Source organism: Duganella radicis (assembly GCF_009720825.1).
Classification (GTDB): Bacteria; Pseudomonadota; Gammaproteobacteria; order Burkholderiales; family Burkholderiaceae_D; genus Rugamonas; species Rugamonas radicis.
The window spans coordinates 24,951-50,416 of sequence record NZ_WNKY01000018.1; the positions used below are offsets into that span (position 1 = coordinate 24,951).

Annotated in this window: 21 protein-coding genes; 11 read left to right on the forward strand and 10 right to left on the reverse strand. The window is 64.7% G+C overall.

Features of this window, described 5'->3' with window-relative positions; genetic code table 11:
• Positions 1-28: 28 nt before the first annotated feature.
• Both rsgA and GM676_RS17010 read right to left on the reverse strand, forming a co-directional pair.
• Complete coding sequence (gene rsgA, locus GM676_RS17005) at positions 29-931, reverse strand: ribosome small subunit-dependent GTPase A (RefSeq protein WP_155464927.1); 903 nt, start codon at positions 929-931, stop codon at positions 29-31.
• Positions 928-2,199, reverse strand: coding sequence for a M48 family metallopeptidase (locus GM676_RS17010; RefSeq protein WP_155464929.1), 1,272 nt, complete (start codon positions 2,197-2,199; stop codon positions 928-930). The genes rsgA and GM676_RS17010 overlap by 4 nt, the downstream gene beginning before the upstream one ends.
• 53 nt (positions 2,200-2,252) lie before the next feature.
• Between GM676_RS17010 and orn the strand changes: the two genes are divergently transcribed.
• Together orn and GM676_RS17020 are read left to right on the forward strand one after the other, a co-directional pair.
• The gene (orn, locus tag GM676_RS17015; protein WP_211923246.1) at positions 2,253-2,849 is read left to right on the forward strand and encodes an oligoribonuclease; all 597 of its coding nucleotides are present in this window, start codon (positions 2,253-2,255) and stop codon (positions 2,847-2,849) included.
• Positions 2,849-3,838 carry a DUF1176 domain-containing protein gene (locus GM676_RS17020; RefSeq protein ID WP_155464931.1) on the forward strand — a complete coding sequence of 330 codons (990 nt, stop codon included), beginning with the start codon at positions 2,849-2,851 and terminating at the stop codon, positions 3,836-3,838. The genes orn and GM676_RS17020 overlap by 1 nt, the downstream gene beginning before the upstream one ends.
• 45 nt (positions 3,839-3,883) lie before the next feature.
• Here the strand turns inward: GM676_RS17020 and GM676_RS17025 are convergent, their stop codons facing one another.
• Entirely contained in the window at positions 3,884-4,774 is an 891-nt protein-coding gene (locus tag GM676_RS17025) for a cupin-like domain-containing protein (protein WP_155464933.1), read from the reverse strand.
• 81 nt (positions 4,775-4,855) lie between these two features.
• Here GM676_RS17025 and GM676_RS17030 point away from each other — a divergent pair, with 81 nt between their 5' ends.
• A complete protein-coding gene (locus tag GM676_RS17030) occupies positions 4,856-6,667 on the forward strand; it encodes a DUF885 domain-containing protein (RefSeq protein ID WP_155464935.1) in 1,812 nt (603 codons plus the stop codon).
• Between the two features lie 6 nt (positions 6,668-6,673).
• Here the strand turns inward: GM676_RS17030 and GM676_RS17035 are convergent, their stop codons facing one another.
• Entirely contained in the window at positions 6,674-8,002 is a 1,329-nt protein-coding gene (locus GM676_RS17035) for an Nramp family divalent metal transporter (RefSeq protein ID WP_155464937.1), read from the reverse strand.
• A gap of 57 nt (positions 8,003-8,059) precedes the next feature.
• Positions 8,060-8,755: a UPF0149 family protein gene (locus tag GM676_RS17040; RefSeq protein ID WP_155464939.1), complete on the reverse strand. Its 696-nt coding sequence runs from the start codon at positions 8,753-8,755 to the stop codon at positions 8,060-8,062.
• Between the two features lie 55 nt (positions 8,756-8,810).
• On the opposite strand from GM676_RS17040, the gene GM676_RS17045 reads away from it, so the two are divergent.
• Complete coding sequence (locus GM676_RS17045; protein WP_155464941.1) at positions 8,811-9,800, forward strand: serine/threonine protein kinase; 990 nt, start codon at positions 8,811-8,813, stop codon at positions 9,798-9,800.
• 23 nt (positions 9,801-9,823) lie between these two features.
• Here the strand turns inward: GM676_RS17045 and GM676_RS17050 are convergent, their stop codons facing one another.
• Positions 9,824-10,435 carry a TetR/AcrR family transcriptional regulator gene (locus tag GM676_RS17050; RefSeq protein ID WP_155464943.1) on the reverse strand — a complete coding sequence of 204 codons (612 nt, stop codon included), beginning with the start codon at positions 10,433-10,435 and terminating at the stop codon, positions 9,824-9,826.
• A 176-nt stretch (positions 10,436-10,611) separates the two neighbouring features.
• Here GM676_RS17050 and GM676_RS17055 point away from each other — a divergent pair, with 176 nt between their 5' ends.
• Complete coding sequence (locus tag GM676_RS17055; RefSeq protein WP_229262735.1) at positions 10,612-12,882, forward strand: coiled-coil domain-containing protein; 2,271 nt, start codon at positions 10,612-10,614, stop codon at positions 12,880-12,882.
• A 22-nt stretch (positions 12,883-12,904) separates the two neighbouring features.
• Here the strand turns inward: GM676_RS17055 and GM676_RS17060 are convergent, their stop codons facing one another.
• The 3 genes from GM676_RS17060 to GM676_RS17070 are packed head-to-tail and all read right to left on the reverse strand — an operon-like array spanning position 12,905 to position 15,382.
• Complete coding sequence (locus GM676_RS17060) at positions 12,905-13,858, reverse strand: hypothetical protein (protein WP_229262736.1); 954 nt, start codon at positions 13,856-13,858, stop codon at positions 12,905-12,907.
• Between the two features lie 57 nt (positions 13,859-13,915).
• Entirely contained in the window at positions 13,916-14,287 is a 372-nt protein-coding gene (locus tag GM676_RS17065; protein WP_155464945.1) for a DUF8785 domain-containing protein, read from the reverse strand.
• Between the two features lie 36 nt (positions 14,288-14,323).
• On the reverse strand, positions 14,324-15,382 hold the full coding sequence (locus GM676_RS17070) for a DUF475 domain-containing protein (RefSeq protein ID WP_155464947.1): 1,059 nt from the start codon (positions 15,380-15,382) through the stop codon (positions 14,324-14,326).
• 109 nt (positions 15,383-15,491) lie between these two features.
• On the opposite strand from GM676_RS17070, the gene GM676_RS17075 reads away from it, so the two are divergent.
• The 6 genes from GM676_RS17075 (at position 15,492) to GM676_RS17100 (ending at position 23,927) form a co-directional block, all read left to right on the forward strand.
• On the forward strand, positions 15,492-15,914 hold the full coding sequence (locus GM676_RS17075; RefSeq protein ID WP_155464949.1) for a divergent PAP2 family protein: 423 nt from the start codon (positions 15,492-15,494) through the stop codon (positions 15,912-15,914).
• Between the two features lie 197 nt (positions 15,915-16,111).
• On the forward strand, positions 16,112-17,281 hold the full coding sequence (locus GM676_RS17080) for an efflux RND transporter periplasmic adaptor subunit (protein ID WP_155464951.1): 1,170 nt from the start codon (positions 16,112-16,114) through the stop codon (positions 17,279-17,281).
• Positions 17,282-17,295: 14 nt separating this feature from the next.
• On the forward strand, positions 17,296-20,526 hold the full coding sequence (locus tag GM676_RS17085) for an efflux RND transporter permease subunit (RefSeq protein WP_155464953.1): 3,231 nt from the start codon (positions 17,296-17,298) through the stop codon (positions 20,524-20,526).
• Between the two features lie 163 nt (positions 20,527-20,689).
• Positions 20,690-22,111: an OmpP1/FadL family transporter gene (locus tag GM676_RS17090; protein ID WP_155464955.1), complete on the forward strand. Its 1,422-nt coding sequence runs from the start codon at positions 20,690-20,692 to the stop codon at positions 22,109-22,111.
• 90 nt (positions 22,112-22,201) lie between these two features.
• The gene (locus GM676_RS17095; RefSeq protein ID WP_155465022.1) at positions 22,202-22,807 is read left to right on the forward strand and encodes a TetR/AcrR family transcriptional regulator; all 606 of its coding nucleotides are present in this window, start codon (positions 22,202-22,204) and stop codon (positions 22,805-22,807) included.
• Positions 22,808-22,922: 115 nt separating this feature from the next.
• Entirely contained in the window at positions 22,923-23,927 is a 1,005-nt protein-coding gene (locus GM676_RS17100) for an NADP-dependent oxidoreductase (protein WP_155464957.1), read from the forward strand.
• Here the strand turns inward: GM676_RS17100 and GM676_RS17105 are convergent.
• Complete coding sequence (locus GM676_RS17105; protein ID WP_155464959.1) at positions 23,924-25,324, reverse strand: L-cystine transporter; 1,401 nt, start codon at positions 25,322-25,324, stop codon at positions 23,924-23,926. The two genes, GM676_RS17100 and GM676_RS17105, sit on opposite strands and share 4 nt — an antisense overlap.
• Between the last annotated feature and the right edge of the window lie 142 nt (positions 25,325-25,466).

Below are 25,466 nucleotides of genomic sequence, written 5' to 3' on the forward strand. Positions count from 1 at the left end.
AAAGCATTATAGACACAAAACCTTGTTTTTAATACAGGGTCTGTGAGGATTCATGCAAGAGCTGGCCGTACAGGGTATGCCGCATCCTGGCGATCTTGCCCTCTTCGACGGCGGCCAGCACCGCGCACTGGGGTTCGATCAGGTGGCGGCAATTGTAGAACTTGCAGTGCCCGAGGTATGGCGCAAATTCTACGAAAGCGCGCTCCAGCATGCCCTCGCTCAGATGGTAGAGGCCGAACTCCTGGAAGCCGGGCGAATCGATGATGGCCGAATCCGGCCCCAGCTCGGGCAGGGTGTACAGGCGGGTGAAGGTGGTGGTGTGCTTGCCGGTGTCCAGCGCGGCCGAGATTTCGCGGGTGGCGATGTCGGCTTCCGGGATCAAGAGGTTGATCAGCGAGGACTTGCCCATGCCGGACTGGCCGATCAGGATCGACGACTGGCCGGCCAGCAGCGGTTTCAGCAGGGCCAGGGTTTGCTCCGGCCGGCCCTTGGCCGACACCTCGTGCACCGGGTAGCCCAGCGCGGCGTAGGGCGCCACGCGGGCGCGGGTGCGTTCCAGCGCCTCCACCACGTCGGTCTTGTTGAGGATCAGGTGGGCCTTGATGCCGGCCGCCTCGGCCGCCACCAGCGCGCGCGAGACCAGGTCGTCGGTGAAGCCGGGCTCGGTGGCCACCACGATGAACAGCTGGGTCAGATTGGCGGCCAGCAGCTTCGACTTGTACTGGTCCGAGCGGTACAGCAGGGTCTTGCGCTCTTCGATCTGGTCGATCACGCCCTGGTCGGGCGAGGTCAGGGTGATGTGGACGATGTCGCCCACGGCCACATTGGTCTTCTTGCCGCGCGTGACGCATTGCAGCTTGAGGCCGTCCGACTCCGCCAGGTAGTGGCGGCCGTGGGCGGCGATGATGGTGGCGGTGCGCTGATCACTCATGCTTGCGCCGCCAGTTTCAGTTGACGGATGCGCACGCTGGCCGGCGGGTGCGAGTCGTAGAAGGCCGAGTGCAGCGGATCGGGCGTCAGGGTCGAGGCATTGTCCTCGTACATTTTCACCAGCGCCGAGACCAGGTCGCGGGCGTCGGTGTGCCGGGCGGCGAAGGCGTCCGCCTCGAACTCGTGCTTGCGCGAACCGATCGAGGTCAGCGGGTTGAACAGGAAGGTGAACACCGGCAGCACCAGCATGAACAGCAGCAGCACCATGGCGTCGTTGCTTTGCCCCGGCAGGGCCAGCGGGTTGACGCCCAGGCCGTCGTAGAACCACGGCTGGTTTTTCAGGTAGCCAAGCAGGGCCAGGAAGCCCAGCGACAGCGCGAAGATCGCGGCCAGGCGCTTGACGATGTGCTTGAGCTTGAAGTGGCCCAGCTCGTGCGCCAGCACCGCCTCGATCTCCTGCGGCTGCAAGCGCGCCAGCAGGGTGTCGAAGAAGACGATGCGCTTGCTGGCGCCGAAGCCGGAGAAGTAGGCGTTGCCGTGGGCGCTGCGCTTGGAGCCGTCCATCACGAACAGGCCGCGCGAGGCAAAGCCGACGCGGGCGATCAGCGCTTCGATGCGCGCCTTGAGCGATGCGTCCGCCAGCGGCGTGAACTTGTTGAACAGCGGCAGGATCAGGTTGGGCGCCAGCACCATCATCAGCAGTTGGAAGCCGGTCCACACCACCCAGGTGTACAGCCACCACAGGTCGCCGGCCTTGGCCATCAGGGTCAGCACCACCCACAGCAGCGGCAGGCCGAGCGCGATGCCGACGCCGGTCCACATGATCAGATCCTTGAAGAACAGGCCCTTGCCCATCTTGTTGAAGCCGAAGCGCTGCTCCAGCCCGAACTGGCGGTAGTAGTCGAACGGCAGGCTGACGGCGCCGGCGATCACGCTGTAGGCGCCGACCAGGGCGATCTGGTACCACATGCCGGGGCCGGTGACGGCGAACACTTGCAGCGACAGCCATTGCAGGCCGCCCAGCAGGGTAAAGCCGACCAGCACCAGGGTGTCGACCATCAGCGTCAGCAGGCCATACCTGGTGCGGGCGATGGTGTAGTCGGCCGCCTTCTGGTGGGCGGCCAGGGGGATTTTCTCAGCGAATTCGGCCGGCACGGCGCTGCGGTGCGCCAGCACGTGACGGATGTGGCGCGAGGCCAGCCAGAAGCGGACCAGCAGGGTCAAAATGATGAAAGATACGAACAAAATCGAAAACGCAAGTGAATACATTCTGTGCCTGTGAGAAAATGGCGGATTCGGATTAATTTAGCCAAGAGAGAATTATGTCACAAGCTACTGATTTGCCAGAAGATTCCGCTGCCGCGCCAGTGACGCCGCGTCAGAACGAGTTCAACCTGGTGTGGGTCGATATGGAAATGACCGGCCTGGAACCGGACACCGACCGCATTATCGAAGTTGCCATGGTGATCACGGACATGCACCTGAACGTGCTGGCCGAAGGCCCGGTGATGGCCATCCACCAGTCGGACGAAACGCTGGACAAGATGGACGCCTGGAACAAGGGCACCCACGGCCGCTCGGGCCTGACCGAGCGCGTGAAGGCGTCGACCATTTCGGAAGCCGAGGCGGAAGAGGAGCTGATCAAGTTCATGAAGCTGTGGGTACCGAAGGGCAAGGCGCCGATGTGCGGCAACACCATCGGCCAGGACCGCCGCTTCATGGTGCGCTACATGCCGAAGCTGGAAGCCTACTTCCACTACCGGAATATCGACGTCTCCACGCTGAAAGAGCTGGGCAAGCGCTGGAAGCCGGAAATGGTGAGCGGCTTCAAGAAAGCGCAAAAGCACACCGCGCTGGCCGACATCGTCGAATCGATCGAAGAACTGAAGTACTACCGCGAGCATTTCATCAAACTGTGATGAAGGCGCTGCTGCTGGCGCTGGGCGCCTTGACTTCGTTCAGCGCCACGGCGCAGCAGTTTTCCTTTAAAGACTGGGTGGTCGCCTGCGACAATACCCGCCATTGCGAGGCGGTCGGCTATCAAGCGGAGGGCTTCGAGCAGCCGGTCACCTTGTGGCTGGCGCGCGATGCCGGCGGCAACGCCGCCGTCAGCGCGCGCATGGACGCACAATTCGAACAGGACGACACCGGCCCGTACACCATCCGCGCCGGCGCTACCGTGGTGAGTGGCATCCCGGTGGGCGGCGTGCTCAGCGCCGCGCACATCGCACGCCTGCTGCCAGCCCTGAAAGAAGCGGATGTCGCCCTTGTCGCGGATGGGCGGCATGAATGGGAGCTCTCGCTGGCTGGCCTGAAGGCCGCGCTGCTGAAGATGGATGACCTGCAAGGCCGCGTCGGTACGGTGACCGCCTTGTCGCGCCCGGGCGCCAAGCCTGCCAGCGCGGTGCCGGCCGCGTTGTCCGCGCCTGTGCTGCGCGCCCAGGCCGTTCCTTCGCCGCGCGAGAGCGACGCCAAACTGCTGCCCGCCATCCTCAAAACCTTGCGCGACGCCGATTGCGATGCCGATGCGCCGCGTGCGGAGTATGGCCGTAACAGCGAAATCGCCCGCCTGTCCGCCACCGAAGTGCTGGTATTCCTGGAGTGCACACGCGGCGCCTATCAGGCAGCCTATGGCATCTGGCGTGTCAACGACAAGCCGCCACACAAGGCGGTGCGCATTCTGCTGCCGAATGTGGAAGGCAAGACCGACGACATGCTGATCGAACCCTATTTCGACAAGGGCGTGCTGGGCTCATTTGCCAAGGGACGCGGGCTGGCCGACTGCGGCAGCGCCGACCAGTGGCTGTGGACCGCGGAAGGTTTCCGGCTGAAAGAATCCTCCATCGGCCCGATGTGCCGGGGCATGCCCGGCGGCGGCTTGATGCTGCGCCTGTGGACCACCCGGTGAATGGCGCTTTGGCGCACAGCCGCGCAGGCTGACGCCGACGCTTGATCAAGTGGCGGATTTCGTGGCGGACGCCAGCGTCAGCGGCACGCCGCGCGCCCAGCGGTTGGAGGACAGCGAGAACGTCAGCGCGCGCACTTGGTGATACCAGCCGGCCGGCACGTACAGCATGTCGCCGGGATGGACGATTATCTCGGTCAGGCTGGCCCGGCGCGCCAGCGGGTAGGCCTCGTAGTCCGGCGCTTCCGGATCGAAGGGCGAGCCAAACAGCATGGCGCTGGCTTCCTTCACATACAGGAACTCATCGTGATGTGGCGGCGCCAGGAAAATGCGTTTGGTGCCCCAGATCTGGGCGAAGATATTGTCGTCGTAATCGCAATGCAGCGGCGTGACTGTGCCGGCCGGGCCGATCCAGAAACGCGCCGGTCCCATTTTTTCGAACCAGGCTGGCCAGTGGCACATGCTGTTCAACTCGCGCAGCTCGAGGTTCCCCAGGTAGGGCGGCAATCCCTCGGTGCTGTCGGCCAGGTCCAGATACTCCCGCATGGTCATATCCTGCATGACGCGGTCGGCCGCGAAGGCGGTGCCGATGTAGTCGCCCACGCGGGCGCGCACGTGCAGTTGCGCGTAGCGTTCGCGCAGGATGTCCGGCGTGTGCTGGGTCAACGGCCAGCGGCCCACGACGCCATCGACCAGAAACGGCACGCCCTGCATGGCGCGGGCGCGGAAGCTGGCGGCGTCGCGCAGCTTCACGCGCGGCACGTCGGTGATGGCGGACAGCGGCCGCGACGCCTGCTTGATCGCCTCGCGCATTTCGTGGATGGAGCTGACGCCGCGTATCTGAGCGTCGCGCTGTTCCAGTGCCTGCTTTTTGGCGGCCATTTCCTCCGGCGAGAGGATGATGCGCGGCGGCAGCCGCTTGGAGACTTCGTTCGACATAAACAATTCCTTGAAGGGCGCTTATTTTACGCGATCGCCGAAATCGGCTATGTTACGTATTTTTCAATAGCGGAGCGGCGCATGATGCGTGTGGCGAAATGGCTGGGGATAGCGGTGTTGACGGTGGTTCCGCTGATTGCCGCGTTGGTGCTGCATACAATCTACTTCAAGCCGTTGACGCTGGACTGGTTTTACACGCGGGTGTTTGCCACCTTCGCGCTGGATAACCCGGAGCTGCTGACCAGCATGCGCATGGTGCCGCCGTGGCTGGATTTCTTCGGCGGCAAGCTGGCCGACGCCTCGCCGGAACATGAGCGCCGCCTGGCCCGGACGGTGCGTGAAGACCTCGCGATTCTGGACCGCTACGACCGCGCTGCGTTGAATGCGGAAGAGAAGCGCTCCTACGACACCATGCACTTCTTCCTGCAAAGCCTGGCCGATGGCGAGCCGTATCTGCAGCACGATTTTCCGGTGAATCAGCACGCCGGCATTCAGAGCGCGCTGCCGGAATTCATGCAGCAGATGCACGCGGTGGAGAACCTCAAGGATGCGGAGAATTACATCAAGCGCCTGCAGCGTTTTCCGGTGAAGTTCGATCAGGTGATCGCGTCGCTGCGCCAGCGCGAGGCCAAGGGCGTGATTCCGCCGCGCTTCACGGTGGAGAAGGTGCTGACGCAGATGCAGGCCTACATCGCCAGGCCGGCCGCGCAGCATGAGCTGGTGACGTCGTTCAAGGAAAAGCTGGATCGGATTCCGGCCGCCGGGATGGATGCCAACACGCGTGCGCGATTGCTGGCCGCGGCCACCGGCGCGGTGCAGGACAGCGTATATCCTGCCTATCGCAATCTGATCGCCTATTTCATCGCGCTGCAGCCGAAGGCGGTAGCCAACCACGGCGCCTGGAGCCTGCCGAACGGGGCGGCTTACTACGCCTGGTGCGTGCGCAAGCACACCACCACCGATATGACACCGCGGCAGGTGCATGATCTTGGCCTGTCCGAAGTGGCGCGCGTGGAAAAGGATATGGACGGCATCCTGCGCCAGCAAGGTTTGTCGGAAGGCACGGTGGGTGCGCGCCTGCTGCAACTGGCGCACCGGCCGGAGCAGATGTTTGCGGATACGCCGGAGGGCAGGCAAGCCATTCTGGCGCGCTATCAGGCGATACTGGATGAAGTGAACCACGGCCTGGGCGGCAGTTTTGATCTGCGTCCCCGGTCGGGCGTGAAAGTGGAGCCGGTGCCGGCATCGTCGGAAGCCACGGCGCCCGGCGCGTACTACAAGATCGGTTCGTTCGACGGCAGCCGTCCGGGCGTGTTCTACGCCAACCTGCGCAATCCGGCGGAAGTGACGCGCTTTATGATGCGCACCACGGCGTATCACGAAGGCATACCGGGGCATCATTTCCAGATGTCGATCGCGCAGCACCTGAGCGGCGTGCCGTTCTTCCGCCGCATCCTGCCGTTCACCGCCTACAACGAAGGCTGGGCGCTGTATGCGGAGCGGCTGGCGTATGAACTGGGCTTTGAAAAAGACCCGCTCGATAATCTGGGGCGCCTGAGCGGCGAGATGATGCGCGCAGCGCGGCTGGTGGTGGACACCGGCATCCACGCTCAACGCTGGACGCGCGAGCAAGCCATCGGCTATATGATCGACCACGCAGGCATGACGGAAGAAGAGGCTACCGCCGAAGTGGAGCGCTATTTCGTCAATCCTGGCCAGGCCCTGGCTTACCAGATCGGCATGCTGAAAATCCTGGCGCTGCGCGAGCGCGCCAGGCAGCAGGCAGGCACGAAGTTCGAGCTTAAACAATTCCACAACCAGATCCTCTCCCATGGCGCGTTGCCGCTGCCGGTGCTGGAGTGGACCATCAACGACTGGGTCGCGGGCAAATAGAACGGTTCAGGCAAACGCTTGCAGCACCAGCCACGCATTGGCGCTGGAGATCACCACGAACAGGAGCCACGACAGCAGCGTGGTCCACCAGGCGTTGACGAAACCGCCCATGATGCGGCGTCGCGAGGTCAGGCTGATCAGCGGATACATGGCAAACGGCAGCTGCATGCTCAGCACCACCTGGCTCAGCACCAGCAGCTTGCCGACCGCGTGTTCGCCCAAGGTCAGCACGCCGATCATGGCCGGCACCAGCGCCAGTCCGCGCGTGATGGCGCGCCGCTGCCAGCACGGGATCTTCATTTTCAGGAAGCCTTCCATGATCACCTGGCCGGCGATGGTGCCGGTGAAGGTGGAGCTTTGGCCCGAGGCCAGCAGGGCCAGTCCGAACAGGATGGCGGCCAGCGCGGTGCCGGCCACCGGTTCCAGCAGGCGGTAAGCTTCGTCGATGTCCAGCACGCGTTGGTTGCCGGGCTGGTGAAACGCGGCGGCGGCCAGCACCAGAATCGAACCGTTGATCAGCAGGGCCAGCAGCAGGGAGACCACGGTGTCGATGCGCGACAGGCTGATGGCCTGGCCCTTGGCGTGCTCATTGTTCGCCACCACGCGCGTCTGCACCACCGAGGAGTGCAGGTAGAGGTTGTGCGGCATCACGGTGGCGCCAAGGATGCCGATCGCCAGGTACAGCGGCTCGCGCGAGGACAGGGCGCTGATCGACGGCACCAGTCCGGCCGCCACCGCCTGCCAGTCCGGTTTCACGAAGATCAGTTCGGTGAACAGGCAGATCGCCACCGTCAGGATCAGGCCCAGCACGATGGCTTCCACCTGGCGGAAGCCTTTGCCTTTCAGGCCCAGCACGATCATGGTGTCGAGCGCGGTCAGCGCCACCCCCACCGGCAGCGACACGCCCAGCAGCAGCTTGAAGGCCAGCGCGCAGCCCAGCACCTCGGCCAGGTCGCAGGCGATGATGGAAATCTCGGCGAAGCCCCACAGCGTCTTGCCGACAGCGGGCGGATACTGCTCGCGGCAATGCACGGCCAGGTCCTTGCCGGTGACTATGCCCAGCCGCATGCTCAGGCATTGCAGCACGATGGCCGCCAGACTGGACAGCACCACCACGAACAGCAGCTGATAGCCGAACTGCGAGCCGCCCTGAATCGCCGTGGCCCAGTTGCCCGGGTCCATGTAGCCGACCGAGACCAGCAGGCCGGGGCCGGCAAAACGCAGGATTTTTTTCCAGAACGGATCGCCCTCCGGCACGGTGACGGTGCCGGCGACTTCGGAGGGACAGAACGGCGCGGTGGCCGTGGTGGGCAGCTTGAAGGGGAGGGCGAACATAGGCATCCTGCAAAAAGATGCCTGAATTCTACTGTAGAAGAAAGACGGCGACCTCTGTCATTCCGCCGATTCGGCGCCGTGGCACTTCTTGTACTTCTTGCCGCTGCCGCAAGGGCAGTCGTCGTTGCGGCCGACTTTCGGCTCGTCGCGCTTCACGGTTTCGACGCCGGCCTTGCGGCGCGGCAGCCAGAACTTGTAGATGTTCGGCAGGTTGGCTTCCAGTTCCAGCGCCAGCTTGTGGGCCTTGACCGGGTCTTCCACCAGCGGCAGTTCTTCCTCCTCGATCTCGTCGGCGCCCAGCAGGTAGATCGGGCGCATCAGGTCGGATTGCTCGGAATCCCAGATCGGGTCCCACGAGCCCGGACGCAGCTCCATGCCTTCCCAGAAGCCCCAGCACCAGGCTTCGGCGTTGATCAGGGTCTGGCCTTCGTGCTCGTGCTCGACGAACAGCGGCTCGAACTCCTTCGGCGCCACTTCAAACGTCACCAGCACTTCGTTCATGAAGCGCATGATCAGGTGGACGATGCGCTGTTCTTCCTTCTCATGCTTGAACTGGGGGATGTCGGTGTCTTCCTTGCCCCAGACTTTCTTCAGCCATTCGGCCGGCATGATGGTTTCCGGGCCGATGGCGATGGCGGTCAGGTAGCCATGGAGCATGTCCATGGTCATGGCATCTTCGGGTGTGCGGTCGGACAGCAGGAAATTGTCCAGTTCGTCGAATTCTTTGTCGCTCAGTGGCTGGTCGAGTTGCATAACTTGCTCTTTTTCTTTGGTTGAAGGCGACAGTATACACGCCGCGCCCCTTACAATGGCGGCTATGACCGCACCTCACCCTTATTCCGCCCTGAGCCCGGACTGCGTGCTCGACGCCCTCGACAGCATCGGCTTGCGCGGCGATGGCCGCCTGCTGGCGCTGAACAGCTATGAAAACCGTGTCTACCAGGTCGGCATCGAAGACGACCAGCCGCTGGTGGTGAAATTTTATCGTCCCGGCCGCTGGAGCGACGCCGCCATCCTGGAAGAACACGCTTTCACGCAGGAACTGGCTGCGGCTGAAATCCCGGTGGTGCCGGCGCTGGCGCCGCATGGCGCCACGTTGCATCATTACCAAGGCTTCCGCTTTGCCGTGTTCACCCGCCACAGCGGGCGCGCGCCGGAGCTGGGCGATCCCTTGGTGCTGGAGTGGACCGGACGCTACATCGGCCGCATCCACGCGGTGGGGGCGGCGCGGGCGTTCGAGCACCGTCCGGCACTCGATATCGACACCTTCGGCACCGAGCCATGCGCATTCTTGCAGGCCAATGGCTTCATCCCGCCGGACTTGCAGGCCTCGTATGCCGCCATCGTCCAGCAGGCGCTGGACGGCGTGCGCCGCTGCTACGACCGCGCCGGCGCACTGCCGCAGCTGCGCCTGCACGGCGACTGCCACGGCGGCAACGTGCTGTGGACCGATGCAGGTCCGCACTTTGTCGACTTCGACGATGCGCGCATGGGGCCGGCGATCCAGGATTTGTGGATGATGTTGTCCGGCGAGCGGGCCGAGCAGGTGCGCCAGATGAGCGATATCCTGGCCGGCTACGAAGACTTCTGCGAATTCAATCCGCGCCAGATGCATCTGGTGGAAGCGCTGCGCACCCTGCGCCTGATCCACTACTCGGCCTGGCTGGCGCGCCGCTGGGACGACCCGGCGTTCCCGGCCGCCTTCCCCTGGTTCAACACCCAACGCTACTGGCAAGACCGCGTGCTGGAACTGCGCGAACAGGTGGCGCTGATGGACGAGCCGCCGCTGCCGGTGTAGGCGTCAGGCGGCGTGAAGATAGTTTAGGGCGACAAGCTGCGCAGCACCAGGCTGGACAATTGCGTCGGGCCGTCTTCCGTGTAGTCCAGGCTGTATTGCAGCAACAGGGGATTCAGGTAGGGGCGCATCGCCAGGTAAATCGCCGTGGCGGTTTCGTCCAGCGGCGTCTTGCGCTCGAAGTCGCCGCTCTGGCGGCCTGCCTGCAAGACTTCCCGCAGCAGTTTGCCTATCCTTTCCTCATAGGCCAGCACCGACGGCCAGTGTTCGGTGGCGGCCGAGGCGGCAATCTCGTACAGCTTGCGGTCATGGAACAGCAGGCGCAGGGTGGCCTCGGTGTAGGCCTTGAACATGCGCCGCAGCTTCTCCGGCGGCAAATCGGTCTCCGCCACGGCGGCGCTGACCTCGGTTTCGATCTGGCGCAGGCAGGTGGCGCAGATCGCCTCGCCAATGGCCTGCTTGGATTCAAAGAATTTATAGATGTAAGCCTTGGAAAAACCGATCGACTTGGCCAGGTCGGAGACCGTGGTCTTGGCGTAGCCGTAGTGCCTGAAGTGCTCGGTTGCCGCGGCAAGGATCTGGTCGCGGACCTCGTGGTCCGCCGGCCCGCGCGCCGAAGTGGGGTAGGTGCTATTCATAGGCGACAGCATACGCGAAAACGCGTGACCTGGCAGGCTGTGACTATTTTGTAATTTGGTCATCAACTCCGCCGTTTGTGAGAATTGGCGGGTTTTTCCGCCTCTTCTTGCGGTTCGGCTTGCCTGACCGCCACCGGATAATGAGAGCTCGGAAATCCTCTTTAGCGAGAACTCTCATGAACGACAACGATCTGCTCCCCATCCCCATGGTCTCGCTGCACGAGGCGGAGGAGCCTGCCGTCATGCCGCGCGCCGCGATGGAAATGAAAGCCATCCAGGAAGCCATCGCGCGGGTGGAAGCCGAAGCCAAGGCCGCCTGCGCCGCCGAAAGCCGCGCCCATGCCGAAGCCCGCGCCCGCGCGCTGGCCGAGGACCGCGCCGCCATGGACGCCGCCGCCGCCGCCGTGGCGCTGCAAAACGCCCAGGCGTCGGAAGAGGCGATCAAGGCCAATAAGGAGCGCCTGGAGTCGCTGCGCGCCGCCGCCCAGGCCAGCGTGGCCCGATTGGACGCGGTCAAGCAGGAAACCGCCGAACTGCGCGCCCGCGCCGAGGCCGACAACCAGATCCGCAAGGCCGCCGAGGAGCGCGCCAGGGCCGAAGAGGAAAACCGCAAGCGCGCCCACGAACACATTGCCACCGAGGCGGAACTGGCCGAGCAAGCCTCGCGCGCCGCCGCCGAACTGCAAGCGCAAACCGAACAAGCCCGCCTGCAAGCCGCCGAGCGCGTGGCCGCCGTGCAGGCCGCCAAGGAGGAGGTGGTTGGCATCGCCTCGGCCGACGCCCGCGTCGCCACCCTGGCCCGTGAGCGGGAACGCCACGCCGCCGCCGCCCGCCTGACCGCGCAGCAGCTGGCCGAAGCGGAGGCGGAGGCGCTGGAACTGACCAAGCAGCGCGAACGCGCCGACCAGATCGCGCTGGAATCGGCCTTCAACCGCTCCGCCGCCGAAGTGCGCGCGCTGGAGGAGGCGCGTGCGCTGGCCCATCTGGAGCAGGAGCGCGAGCAGATCGCCCAGGCCAAGGCCGAATCCGAGCGCAGCGCCGCGCAATCGCTGCGCCTGCGCCTGCAAACCGAGAAAGAAATCCGCGACGCCGCGATCCACCGCGAGCGCATGGAAGCGGTGGCCGCCGCCAGCGCGCAAGCGCGCCGCGAAGCGGACGCCCGCATCATCGCCGCCACCGAGGCGCGCATCGAAGTCGACAATCAGCTGCGCGCCGTGGCGCTGGCCCGGGTGCAGGCGGAAGAGGAAGCCGAGATGGCGACCCTGGCCAAGGTGGAGGCGGAAGCCGAAGCCATGGAACAGGCCAGGCTGCGCCAGGCCGCCGATGAAGCCGCCGCCGAGGCGGCCCGCGCCGACAGCCTGGAACAGCAGCGCGCCGCCGAACTGGCCAAGGAGCGCGAGGCGATGTCGCGCGCCGCCGCCGAACTGGCCGCCAGCCAGAACGCCGCCGAACAGGCGGAAATCGCCACCCTGGCCCAGCACGTGGAAGCGCAGAGCGCCGCCCATGCCGTGGCCGCACAGCGCGCCGGGCAGGCCGCCGCGTTGCTGGCGGCCGAGCAGGAGCGAGCCGCCGCCGAGCAGCAGGCCATCGTCGCGTTGAAAGACAAGCTGGATGCCGAACAGCGCGCCACCGAAGCGGCGCAGCAGCGCGTCGCCGCCGAGCGCGCGCAGACCGAAGCCCTGCGCCAGCAGCGCGAAGCCGATCAGCGCCTGGCCGACGCGGCCAATCAGGAAGCCGAAGCGGCGCGCGTGATGGCGGCCCAGGTATCGGCCGAGGCCGAGCAGAAAGCGATTGCCGCGCAAGCGCTGGCGGCGCAAGCCAGCCTGGCGGTGGAACTGGGCGTGGTGCATGCCGAGCGCGCCCGCGTGGAACAGGAGAAGGCCGCCAAGGCGGAAGAATTGCTGCAAGCCGAGCGCGAATTCGTCGAGGCCGAGCGCAAGTCGCTGGCGCTGATCGACCAGAAGCTGACCCAGCAGCGCATCGCCACCGCATCGGAAGTGCGGGCATCGCAGGCGATCGCCGGCCGTCTGGAAGCGGAGAAGGCGGTGGCGGCCAGCGCCCGCCAGCGCGCCGACGAGGCGCAGGCTGAAACCGAAGCCATGCATCAGCGCGAGCTGGCCGAACAGGCGGCCGCACAGGCGGTGGCCGACAAGGCCGCGGCGCAGAAAGCCTTGCTGGAAGCCGCGCAGGCGCACGCCGCCATGCAGCGCAAGGTGGCCGACACCACGGCCGCGATGACCGCGACCAAGCAGAAACTGCTGGAGCTGGAAACCCGTCGCCTGGCGGCGGCGCAGAAAGTGCTGGCGTCGGTGCAGGCCAAGGTGGCGGCGGAAGAAGCGCTGGCGGCGGAGGGCGGCACCGTGGTCGCCACGCTGGACGACGCCCGCGCCCGCAAGGAAGCGGCCCGCCAGGCCGCGCCAGCCCAAGCCGTCTGGCGCGCCCGTTAAAAGTCCGGGCCCGGCGCCGGATTCAGAAGCTGTAGCCGAGGCCGATCAGCAGCAGGTCGGCGTCGCGGTGGTAGTCGGTGACGACGCGGTTCCAGGCCGCTTCGGCCACCACCCGGCGGTCCAGGTGGTAGCGCGCGCCGACCGTGACCAGCCCCGCGCGGTGCGAGCGCTGCCCGCGGCCATCCGGCACCTGGGCGTTGAAGTACGGCCCGGCCCCCATGCCCAATTCCACTTTCTGGTTCAGGGAGCGAATCAGCCACAGCTGCGTGGCCACGCCGTTGCGCTTGCTCTGCGCGGTGTTGCCTTCGTACAGCGCCGTCACGGTCCAGTCGACATAGCGCCCCACCGCGCGCCGGTATTCCAGCGCGCCGATGGCGGTGCTTTCCGAGCGCAGGCTGTTGGTGATGCCTTGCCCGGCCATCACGGTCAGCGCCTCGTCGGCCGCCGGCCCCTCCACGTGCAGCTTGTCGCCCTTGACGCCGTTGAACTGGTAGCCCACGCCCAGCATCAGCGAGGTGGTCGCGTCCTTGCCCGACGGGCTGATGCGGTTGACCATGACCTGGTTGTACCAGCGGCTGTCCGGGTAATGGTAGGTGGCCTGCACGCTGTAGATATTCGCCCAGCCGTGATCGTTGCTGTAGCGGGTGCCGCTGCGGCTGTGCAGGTCGACGGTGTCGAAATAGTAATATTGCCCGACGCCGGCGCCAAAGCTCCAGCCCGGCACGTTCCTGCCGCTGCGCACCCACACCTGGCTGGCGACGCCGTCACGGTGGTGGCTCAGGGGATGGCCTTCGTTCAGATAGCTCAGGCTCAGGGCGAAATGCTCGCCCAGCGGATGGGAGTAGGAGGCGCCGGCGCTGAAGGTGGCTTCGTCAGCCTCCTTGACGCGCAACACGCCGCCATAGGCTGTCACTTCCTGCGCCGATGCCATGCCGGCCGCGGCCAGCGCCGCCGCCGCAAAGAGGGTACGTTGCATAGTTGAAGTTCCGGTAAAAGGCCGAGTCTACCGGAAATCAACCGGACACGCTTCACCTCAAGGCTGGACCGCCACCTTGGTGATGTAGTACTCGGTTTCGCCGAAGCACTGGGTCGGCACGCCCTTGTGCTGGGCGTAGGTCAGCACCACGCGCTTGCCGGTGGCGGCGGTCAGGTCTTTGGCGACCTGCTCGTCGCGCACGCTGAATTCGAATTTTTCCGGAATCGCGCCCGGCATCGAGGTCAGCAGGATTTCGCCTTCCCAGGTCTTGCAGATCCAGCCGCGGCTGGAGAATTTTTGCAGGTAGCCGGCGCGCTCGCCGTCCGAATACGAGATGTGCAGCATGGCCCAGGTGTAGGCGGACAGCAGCAGCAGGGCGGCGGCCAGCAGGCCGATAAAGTACACGAAGACGCGTTTGGAAGTGGTCATGATGGTGTTCTGGTTCAGGCAATGTTGGGCATCTTATCACGCCGCCTGGCGGCGTTTGTGGCGCACCGATGACCACAGCGACACGGCGATGAAAGCCACCCCCGACAGGCCGGTGAACCATTCCGGAATATGGTATTTCACGCTGGCCAGCATGATGAGGGCCAGGATGCCGATGGCGTAATGCGCGCCATGCTCCAGATAGACGTACTCCTCCAGCGTGCCCTTGTGCACCAGGAACACCGTCAGCGAGCGCACGAACATGGCGCCGATGGCCAGCCCCAGCATGATGATGACCACGTCCGAGGTGATCGCGAACGCGCCGATCACGCCGTCAAAGCTGAACGAGGCGTCCAGCACTTCCAGGTACAGGAAGCCGCCGAAGCTGCCCTTGGCCACCGTGGCCACCACCGGGCCGACCCCGGCTTCGGTGATGTCCTCGTCGTCCTCCGGTTCCTCTTCCTCCAGCAGGCTGCTGATCCAGCCCACCGCCAGGTAGACGATCACGCCGACCACGCCGGCGGTCAGCACCTTGTATTGTTCCTCGGCCTGGACCAGCGACACGCAGCCGAACACCGCCGCCAGCGCCAGCAGCACGGACAGGCTCTCGGTGCCGTGCTGGCCCAGTTTTTTCTCCATCCAGCCCAGCCAGTGCAGTTCCTTCTGGTCGTCGAACAGGAAGTTGAGGAACACCAGCAGCAGGAAGGCGCCGCCGAAGGCCGCCACCTCGGCGTGGGCGCCGGTCAGGTGGCGCGAGTATTCTTCCGGCGTGGTGGTGGCCATGTGCCAGACGTCGACCAGGCCCAGGCCGGTGGCCATGGAGACGATCAGCAGCGGGAAGATCAGGCGCATGCCAAACACCGCCACCAGGATGCCGACCGTCAGGAACAGCTTGCGCCAGAATGCGTTCCAGTGGCGCAGCACCGAGGCGTTGACCACCGCGTTGTCGAACGACAGCGAGACTTCCATCACGCCCAGCACCGCCGTGATCCACAGCGCCTGCGCCAGTCCGCTGGCGCCGCCATGGTTGTAGCCCCACCAGCCGGCCAGGGCCATGAGGATGAAGGTGACGGCAAAGGAAACGCGGAAGTGCTGCATGGTTGTCTTTTTGGAAATGATTGAAGTAAGTTGAATTTTATATTACTTGCTTCCGCCGCTGGGGGCCGTCTGCCATAATGTCGCCACAAAAATGCATAGGACTGCCACGATGGACATCGCTTATCTCGTCACCCCGCTGATCACCTGGATCACGGTGGGGCCGATCAAATTCCTGATTAACAGCGCCAAGGCGCGCAAATGGGCCTTCAATCTGGTCGGCAACGGCGGTTTCCCGAGCAATCACAGCGCGGTGGTGTCCAGCATGGCGACCCTGATCGCCCTGCGCGAGGGCATCGGTCATCCGGCCTTCGGGGTGGCGGTGACGCTGTGCTTTATCGTGATCATCGACGCCAACAGCCTGCGCCAGCACGTCGGCAAGCAGGCGGCCGCGATCAACCGCATCGCCAAGGAGGATGGCGGCCACAAATGGCTGCGCGAGCGCATGGGGCACACGCTGGTGGAGATCGCCGGCGGCCTGACCACCGGCATCATCATCGGCCACCTCGTCCACGCCATCTTCGGCCGCGGCTAAACCGTCCGCCGGCGGCCGGACACTGTCCGGCCGCGCTCGCCCGCTTTACCGTTCATCCCCGTATTTGGCGTTTCAGCCACAAATTCTACCGTCCGTCGCACTGTGATTGACCTGACAACGCTGGTCAAGGATACTCTGCGCCCTGTAGTCTGGCTCATTCTAAAAGCACTCAACGTGCCACTTTCTCGGAGAACTTTATGTTGCGCAAAACCCTTCTAGCTCTCGCCATTGCCTCTGCCCTGGTCGCGTGCGGCAAATCCGCCAAGGAGCCTGAAAAAGCCGCCGCCAGCGCCTCGGCCTCCGCTTCCGCAAGTAAAGACGCTCCGAAAGTGACTTTACAGATGTCGCCGGAGGACACCCTGACCATTCAATCCGACGCCCTGGCCTCCGGCCCGGTGATCACCGGCTCGATCCAGCCGGAGCGCCGCGCCGACCTGCGCGCCGAGGTGAGCGCGGTTGTAGTTCAGGTACTTAAAGAGAACGGCGAGTCGGTTAAAAAAGGCGACATCCTGTTGCGCCTGGATGAAACCGCCATCCGCGACAGCCTGACTTCGGCCGACGAAGCCACCCGCGCCGCCGAGCAGACCCTGGCCCAGACCCAGCGCATGTACGAGCGCCAGAAGACCCTGCTGGCCTCCGGCATGGTGTCGACCACCGCCATGGAAGACGCGGAAGTGCGCCGCAACAATGCCCAGAGCGACCTGGCGGCGGCCCGTTCGCGCTCGGTGGCGGCGCGCCAGCAGCTGACCCGCACCGTGGTGCGCGCGCCGTTCGACGGCATCGTCAGCGACCGCAAGGTGTCCAACGGCGATACCGCGCAAGTCGGCAAGGAACTGATCAAGGTGATCGACCCGGCCAGCATGCGCTTTGAGGGCATGGTGTCGGCCGACAAGGTGGGCGTGGTCAAGGTCGGCCAGCCGGTGCTGTTCCGCGTGAACGGCTACCAGGGCCAGAATTTCAACGGCAAGATCAAGCGCGTGGACCCGTCTGCAAACGCTGTCACCCGTCAGGTGGAGGTGCTGGTGGACTTTGCCGACGCCACCCGTCCGGGCGTGGCCGGCCTGTATGCCGAAGGCCGCGTCGAGGCGCAAACCACGTCCTCGCTGATGGTGCCGCCGTCGGCGCTGGTGCAGGCCGGCGACAGCAATTATGTGTGGCGCGTGAAGGGCGGCCAGCTGGCCAAGGTGCCGCTGACCCTGGGCGCCCGCGACGAGCGCAGCGGCCGCCTGCAAGTGCTGAGCGGCCTGCAGGCCGGCGACATGGTGGTGCGCGTGCCGACGTCCGGCTTCAAGGATGGCCAGAAAGTGGAATTGACGGCGCCTAAGGCGGTGGCTTCGGCCTCGGCGGGCAAGGTCGCGGAAAAATAAAAGGATAAACAGCCATGTTCCTGTCAGATTTTAGTATTAAGCGGCCCATCGCCACGATCGTGCTGATCGTCGCGATGATGTGCCTGGGCTTGATGGCGCTGAACAAGCTGCGCGTCAACCAGAACCCGGACGTCGAAGTCCCGTTCATCGTGGTCAACATCCCGTATCCGGGCGCCTCGCCGGAGACGGTGGAGCGCGAGATCGTCAACCGCCTGGAAAAATCGCTGAACTCGATCACCGGCGTGACCGAGACCAACAGCACGGCCTCGGAGGGCTCGGCCAGCATCTTCATCAAGTTCACCTTCAGCAAGAACCTGATCGAGGCCTCGGACGAGATCCGCAACGCCATCGCGGCGGTGCGCTACAAGCTGCCGACCGAGATGCGCGAACCCATCCTGGTGCGCATCGACCCGTCGGCGCAGCCGGTGATGCAGATGGCGCTGTCGTCCAGCACCCAGAGCCACGCCGAGATTTCGCGCCTGGCCGAGGACAAGCTGGCCGACCGCTTCCGCGGCATCGACGGCGTGGCCTCGGTCAACATCGACGGTTCGCTGCGGCGCGAGCTGAGCGTGCTGCTGAAGGCCGAGAAACTGCGCGAATACAATGTCTCGGTGGGCGACGTGGTCAACGCGCTGCGCAACCAGAACACCAACGCGCCGGTCGGCAAGGTGCGCGGCGAGCTCGATGAGAAGAGCATCCGCCTGGTCGGCCGCATCGAGCGTCCGGACGAGTTCCAGCAGGTGGTGGTCAAGCGCAACGGCAATGAGCTGGTGCGCCTGTCGCAGGTGGCCATGATTCAGGACGGCTTTGCCGAGGTGAACAGCCTGAGCGTGCGCTCCGGCAAACCCAACGTCGGTATTTCCGTGACCCGCTCGCGCGACGCCTCCACCGTCACCGTGGCCAAGAAAATCCGCGAGATGGCCGAGGAAATGCAGAAGGAAATGCAGCCCGGCACCAAGCTGGAAGTCACCCAGGATGACGGCAAGAACGCCGAGAGCAGCCTGAACAACGTGATCGAGGCGCTGGTGTTCGGCGCCGGCCTGACCATCTTCGTGGTGTACGCCTTCCTCAACTCGTGGCGCTCGACCCTGATCACCGCGCTGTCGCTGCCGACCTCGGTGCTGGCGGCCTTCATCGGCGTCTGGCTGTGCGGCTTCACGCTGAACTTCATGACCCTGCTGGGGCTGTCGCTGGCGATCGGCGTGCTGATCGACGACGCCATCGTGGTGCGCGAAAACATCGTGCGCCACATGCAGCTGGGCGCCGACCGCCGCACCGCCGCGCTGAAAGGTACGGCCGAGATCGGCATGGCGGTGGCCGCCACCACCTTCTCCATCATGGCGGTGTTCATTCCGGTGGCCTTCATGCCGGGCATCACCGGTGAATGGTTCCGTCCGTTCGCGCTGACCGTGACCTGCTCGGTGGCGGTGTCGCTGCTGATCTCGTTCACGCTGGACCCGATGCTGTCGGCCTTCTGGGGCGACCCGCCGGGCCACCACGACGCGCCGCGCAAGGGCCTGGAAAAGTATTTCGCCAAGTTCAACCACTGGTTCGACCACCAGGCCGACCGCTACGGCAACGTCATCGAATGGGCGCTGCATCACCGCCGCTCGATGGCGGTGATCGCGATCGCCACCTTTGTCGGCGCGCTGTTCCTGCAAGGCAAATACGGCGGCGCCAGCTTCGTGCCGTCCTCGGACTGGGGCACGATCGCGATCGAGGTGCGGACTCCGTCGTCGAGCTCGCTGGAATACTCGCGCCTGAAGCTGGAGAAAGCGGCCGTGATCGCCCGCTCGATCAAGGAAACCAAGGAAACCAATAGCTACGTCAACCTGAGCGGCGGCCGCATTTATGTGGACATCGGCAAGAAGACCGAGCGCGAGCGCGGCGCCATCGAGGTGGCCAAGGAATTGCGCGAGAAGCTGGCCGGCCTGGTCGGCGCCGAATACACCGTGCTGGACGACCTGAGCAATGGCGCCCGCAAGCCGGTGCAGATTGAATTCACCGGCACCGATTCGCGCAAGCTGATGGAGATCACCAACGCCTTCATGGACCGCCTGCGCAAGGTGCCGGGCGCGGTGGACGTCGGCCTGTCGGAAATGGACCCGAAGGACGAGCTGCAAATCGAACTGAACCGTGGTCTGGCCAACTCCATGGGCATCGCCGCCGGCGACGCGGCGCAGGCGTTGCGCGTGGCGTTCGCCGGCATCGAGGTGGGCGACTGGGTCGACCCGACCGGCGAGTCGCGCGACGTGGCGGTGCGCCTGGCGCCGGAAGACCGCACCAGCGCCGAGAACATCGAGCGCCTGCCGATCGCGGTGTCGGGCACCAGCCAGATGGTGCCGCTGGACCAGATCGCCCGCGTCACCATGGGCAAGGGCCCGTCCACCATCAAGCACAAGGATGGCAAGCGCGTGATCTCGGTCAGCGCCAACGTCGAAGGCCGTTCGCCGGGCGAGGTGACCAGCGACGCCATGAAACTGGTCAAGGACATCGACTTCCCGCCGGGCTACGGCCTGGCGCTGGGCGGCGCCGGCAAGGACATGCAGGAAGTGTTTGGCGCCATGGGCATCGCGCTGGTGGCTGGCGTCGGCCTGATGTACCTGATCCTGGTGATGCAGTTCGGCTCGTTCACGGCGCCGATCGCGGTGATGCTGTCGCTGCCGCTGTCGCTGATCGGCGTGGTGCTGGGCCTGCTGGCCACCAACAGCACCATTAACCTGATGAGCCTGATCGGCGTGATCATGCTGATGGGCCTGGTGGCGAAGAACGCCATCCTGCTGCTGGACGCGGCTCGCAAGCGCGAGGAAGAGGGCTTCGGCCGCGAGGACGCGCTGATGTACGCCGGCCGCATGCGCCTGCGTCCCATCCTGATGACCACCTTCGCGCTGATCGCCGGCATGCTGCCGGTGGCCATCGGCCTGGGCGAGGGCGGCGAGTTCTACCGTCCGATGGCGATCGCCATCATTGGCGGCACCATCACCTCGACCCTGCTGACCCTGCTCATGGTGCCGACCTTCTACGACAGCATCGAGATCAAGAAGGACAGCGCCATCGCCAAGCTGCACCGCCGCGCCGAACGCTTCGGCATGGTGGTGGCGGTGGCTTCCATCGTGGTGGAGGCGATCCTGTTCCTGGTGCTGGCGCGCTTCGTCTACCGCCTGATCATGGCCGGCGTGCGCAAGCTGACCGGCCGCAAGCAGCCGCCGGCCGCGCCGCGGGAGCCGGAACGTAAAATTGCTTAAAAGTATTTCCAAGCAAGCATAGGAAAGGGCCTTCGGGCCCTTTTTTATTAATGAAATGCAGAGCGAATGCTCGGTTTACGGCTTTTTTGGTGTATGCTGCTGGCCTTCCCGTACCGTTTTGGCTACCGGAACCAACAAAAACCATTCATAAAGCGAGACTTGCATGCAGCACAAATATCTCCCCCTCATCGTTGCCGCCGCGCTGAGCGCCATGTCGGTCAGCGCCCAGGCATCGGGCTACCGTTTCGGTTCGCAGAGCGTGGCCGGCCAGGGCACGGCGGACGCCAACGGCGCCGAAGCCAACGACGCCTCGACCATCTTCTACAACCCGGCCGGCCTGTCGCGCCTGGAAGGCACGCAGATCAGCGCCGGCGCCACCGTGGTGGTGCCGCACTCGACCTACAACGACACCGGCTCCACCCACTTCACCGGCGCGCCGACCGGCGGCACCGCCGCCAAGGACTACGCACCGGATGCGGTGACCGCGCCGTCGCTGTACATCAGCAAGAAACTGGACGACAAGTGGGCCGTGGGCCTGGGCCTGTTCGTGCCTTACGGCGCCAAGCTGGACTACGGCAATACCTGGAACGGCCGCTACGCGCTGTCCAACATCAAGCTGGAAGCCATCACCCTGAACCCGTCGGTGTCGTGGAAGCTGAATCAGCACCACGCCTTCGGCTTCGGCATCGACGCCGAGTTCATGAAGGCCGAACTGGGCCAGGCGGTGGACGTGCCGGGCTCGATCGCCGCACTGTCGAGCGGCGCCGGCGCCGCCCAAGGCGCGGTGCTGATCAAGCAGATCGCCGCGCTGGGCGGCAATCCCGCGCTGCTGCGCACCGCCGGCGATGCGCATGGCTCGAACGACGGCAAGGACTGGGGCTGGGGCTTCAACCTGGGCTACCTGTTCACGCTGGATGACAACACCCGCTTCGGCCTGGCCTACCGTTCGTCGGTATCGCACCAGCTGAAGGGCAGCACCGTGTGGGACTTCTCGCAAGTGACCACCGATCCTATCGTCAACAAAGTGCTGCAAGCCGCGTCGCACAAGGCCAACTCGGCCGCGTTGGTCAGCCTGCGCACGCCGGAAACCCTGTCGGCCAACGTGTTCCACCAGTTCGATTCGAAGTGGGCCGGCATGGCGGACGTGACCTTCTCGCGCCACAACCGCATGGGCGATCTGGACATCCAGTTCCCGGGCACCGGCGAAGGCAACGAAGTGATTCGCCAGCAGTGGAAAAACACCGTGCGCGTTTCGCTGGGCGGCAACTACGCCTACAGCGAAAACCTGACCCTGCGCGCCGGCGTGGCGTATGACGAGTCGCCGGTCAAGAGCGCCGAGCTGACCCACCCGGCGCTGCCGGACAGCGACCGCATGCAGTATTCCTTCGGCGCCAACTGGAAACTGAGCCCGCGTTCGTCGATCGACCTGGGCTACAGCTTCCTGGACTTCAAGGATGCGAAGCTCAACTACACCAACAACTGCAACCCGTTGCAGACCACCTGCACCGGTAACGGTGAAACCACGCGTGGCGTCTACCAGACCCACCTGTCGCTGATCGGCATCGCTTACAACTACAAGTTCTAAGTTCGGCACCGCGCGGCAACCAAAGGGCCTTCGGGCCCTTTTTTCATGGGCGCGCGCTGTCGTACGCCAACATCCCCGAATCGTGATATGATGGTCGTCATAATGAGAAAATTAGCCAAGCCAGCCGGTTTAAGCCGTAAGGAACTCACCCACGAGCGCATCGTGGAGGTGGCCGCGCGCGCCATCCGGCGCAGCGGTTACGACGGCACCGGGGTGGCGGACATCATGAAGGAAGCGGGGCTGACCCATGGCGGCTTCTATGCGCACTTCGCCTCGCGTGACGCGTTGCTGGCGGAAGCGGCCGACCGTGCCGGCGCCGACGCGGTAGCGCTGGCGGCGCGCATCGCCGCCGCCGCGCCACCGGGGCAGGCCTTGCACAACATCATGCAGGCCTATTTTTCGGACGAGCACATCGCGGCGATCGAGAAGGGTTGCCCGGTGTCGGCGCTGGGCTCGGAGATGCCGCGCCAGGCGCCCGAGGTGCGGCGCGTGGCGACCACCCACATCAAGGAAATGATCGACCTGGTGGCGCGTCAAATGGCCGACTGGGGGCAGCCGGAGGCACACGAGCGGGCGATGGCGCTGGTATGCGGCCTGATCGGTACTACCATCATGGCCCGTGCGGTGGATGATTCCAGGTTGTCGCAAGCGCTGCGTGCCGCCACGCTGAAGCAGTTTTTACCGGCTGACGGTTGATGCCGGCGTTTTTTTTGCATGAAAATATGATGATCGTCATATTTTGGGGGCGGAAATTGCATTGGTCACCGGTGCCAGGGATTTGCGCCTGGCTTAACTATTTAGAAAGCACAACATGAAAGCACTCACCTTACAACGCTACGGCAGCATCGACCACCTGTCGTTGGCAGAGATCGCGCGGCCGGCCATCAAGCCGGATGAGATCCTGGTCAAAGTGCACGCGGCCGGCATCAATCCGATCGATTACATGATCCCCAAGGGCATGTTCAAGCCCATCATGAAACTCACCCTGCCGGCGACCATGGGCAGTGATTTCGCGGGCGTGGTGGTGGAGATCGGCAACCGGGTGCGCCGCTTCAAGGTGGGGGACGCGGTGTACGGTAGCGTGTTTGATCTGGATGGCGGCAGCTTTGCGGAGTTTGTTGCCGCGCCCGAGCGGGCGGTGGCGCTGAAGCCGTTAAACCTGAGTTTCGTCCAGGCCGCTGCGGTCCCCATGGTCGGTCTGACCGCGTGGCAGGCGTTCAAGGAAATCATTCAGCTCAAGGCTGGCCAGAAAGTGTTCATCCCGGCCGGCGCGGGCGGCATCGGGACGTTTGCGATCCAGCTGGCCAAGCAGCTTGGCGCCAGCGTCGGCACCACCACCAGCACCGGCAATGTCGCGCTGGTGCGGGGCCTGGGGGCGGATGAGGTGGTCGATTACAAGACGCAGGAGTTCGATCAGGTGCTAAAAGATTACGACGCCGTGCTGGCCACCATGCGTGGTGACGGTCTGAGCAAAGCTCTGCGGATTGTTCGCCCGGGCGGCAAGGCGGTGTCCTTGGTCGGCCCTCCCGACAGCAAGTTCGCCGAGAGGCGAGGAATGAATGTCGTGATGCGGCTGGTGTTCACCTTGTTGAGCAGCAAAATCCGCCGCCTTGCCAAGCGGCGTGCAGCCACGTATGACTTCATGTTCGTGCGCGCGGACGGCGCGCAACTGGGGCAGATAGGCGAATTGCTGGAGGCCGGGCGCATCCGGCCGGTGATTGACCGGGTGTACCCGTTGGCGCAGGCGCACGAGGCATTGCGCTATCTGGAGCAAGGCCGCGCCAAGGGCAAGGTCGTGCTGCAGATGGTCGCTTAAGCGGCTTTGCGCTCGCTGTCGATCGGCGGTTCGGCGTCGCTGTTGAAGACGGCCTGGTCGGTCTCGCCCAGCACACGGCTGGCGACCGCGCCGGCCGTGACCGAGCCGCTGACGTTGAGCGCGGTGCGGCCCATGTCGATCAGCGGCTCGATCGAAATCAGCAGGCCGGCCAGCGCCACCGGCAAATTCATCGACGACAGCACGATCAGCGCGGCAAAGGTGGCGCCGCCGCCGACGCCGGCCACGCCCACCGAACCGATGGTGATGATGGCCAGCAGCGGCGCGATGAAGCCGATGGTGAACGGATCGACGCCCACGGTGGGCGCGATCATCACCGCCAGCATGGCCGGATAGATGCCGGCGCAGCCGTTCTGGCCGATGGTGGCGCCAAACGAGGCGGCAAAGTTGGCGATGCCTTCCGGGGTGCCCAGGCGCGTGGTCTGGGTCTGCACGCTCATCGGAATGGCGCCGGCGCTGCTGCGCGAGGTGAAGGCAAAGGTCAGCAGCGGCAGGATCTTTTTGGTCCAGCGCAGCGGATTCAGGCCCAGGCCGGACACGATCAGCAAATGCACGCCAAACATCAGCAGCAGCGCGCTGTACGAGGCCAGCACGAAGCCGATCAGGTGCAGGATGTCGGTGTAGCTGGAGCTCGACACCACCTGCGCCATCAGCGCGAACACGCCGTACGGCGTCAGGCGCAGCACCAGCGTGACGATGCGCATCACGATGGCGTGCGCCACCTGCACGAAGCGCTCGAAGGAGGCGAAGATGTCCGGTTTCTTGTCGTGGATGCCGGTGGCGGCGATGCCGATGAAGACCGAGAAAATCACCACCGCGATGGTGGAGGTCTTGCGGCCGCCGGTCATGTCGAGGAAGGGATTGGCCGGGATAAAGCTCAGCAGCATGCTGGGCAGCGAGATGGCCTGCGCCGCTTCCACCTTGCCTTGCAGGTAGACGCCGCGCGCGATGTCGGCGGCCGAGGCGGTCAGGCCGACCGCGCTCAGGCCGAAGGCCTTGGCCATCAGGATGCCGATGCTGGCGGCGATCAGGGTGGTGACCATCAGCGTTCCGATAGTTAGCGCACTGATCTTGCCCAGCGAATTGATACCCTTCAGCTTGAGGATGGCGGAAATGATGGAGACCATAATCAGCGGCATCACAATCATTTGCAGCAGCTTGACGTAGCCGCTGCCGACGATGTCGAGATAGTCGCCGGTGGTCTTGACCTCGGCCGCGCCGGCGCCGTAAATCGCTTGCAGGGCCGCGCCCAGCACCACGCCGAGCCCCATGCCGGTGAACACGCGCACCGAAAACGACGCATGCTTGCGTTGTTGCGCGTACAGCACGCCCAGCAGAGCCAGCGCCGCCAGCAGATTGAGGATGACATTGATCGTCATAGCTTATCCTTTACTACAAATGTGTGGCCAATCGCGCATTTTATATGCCCGCATCGTCGGTTAATGGAACATTTGGCTATATGTCTATACAGAATTCGCATATGCAAGTGTTGTAAATTGTTTTCACGTGGAAATTGGTGAA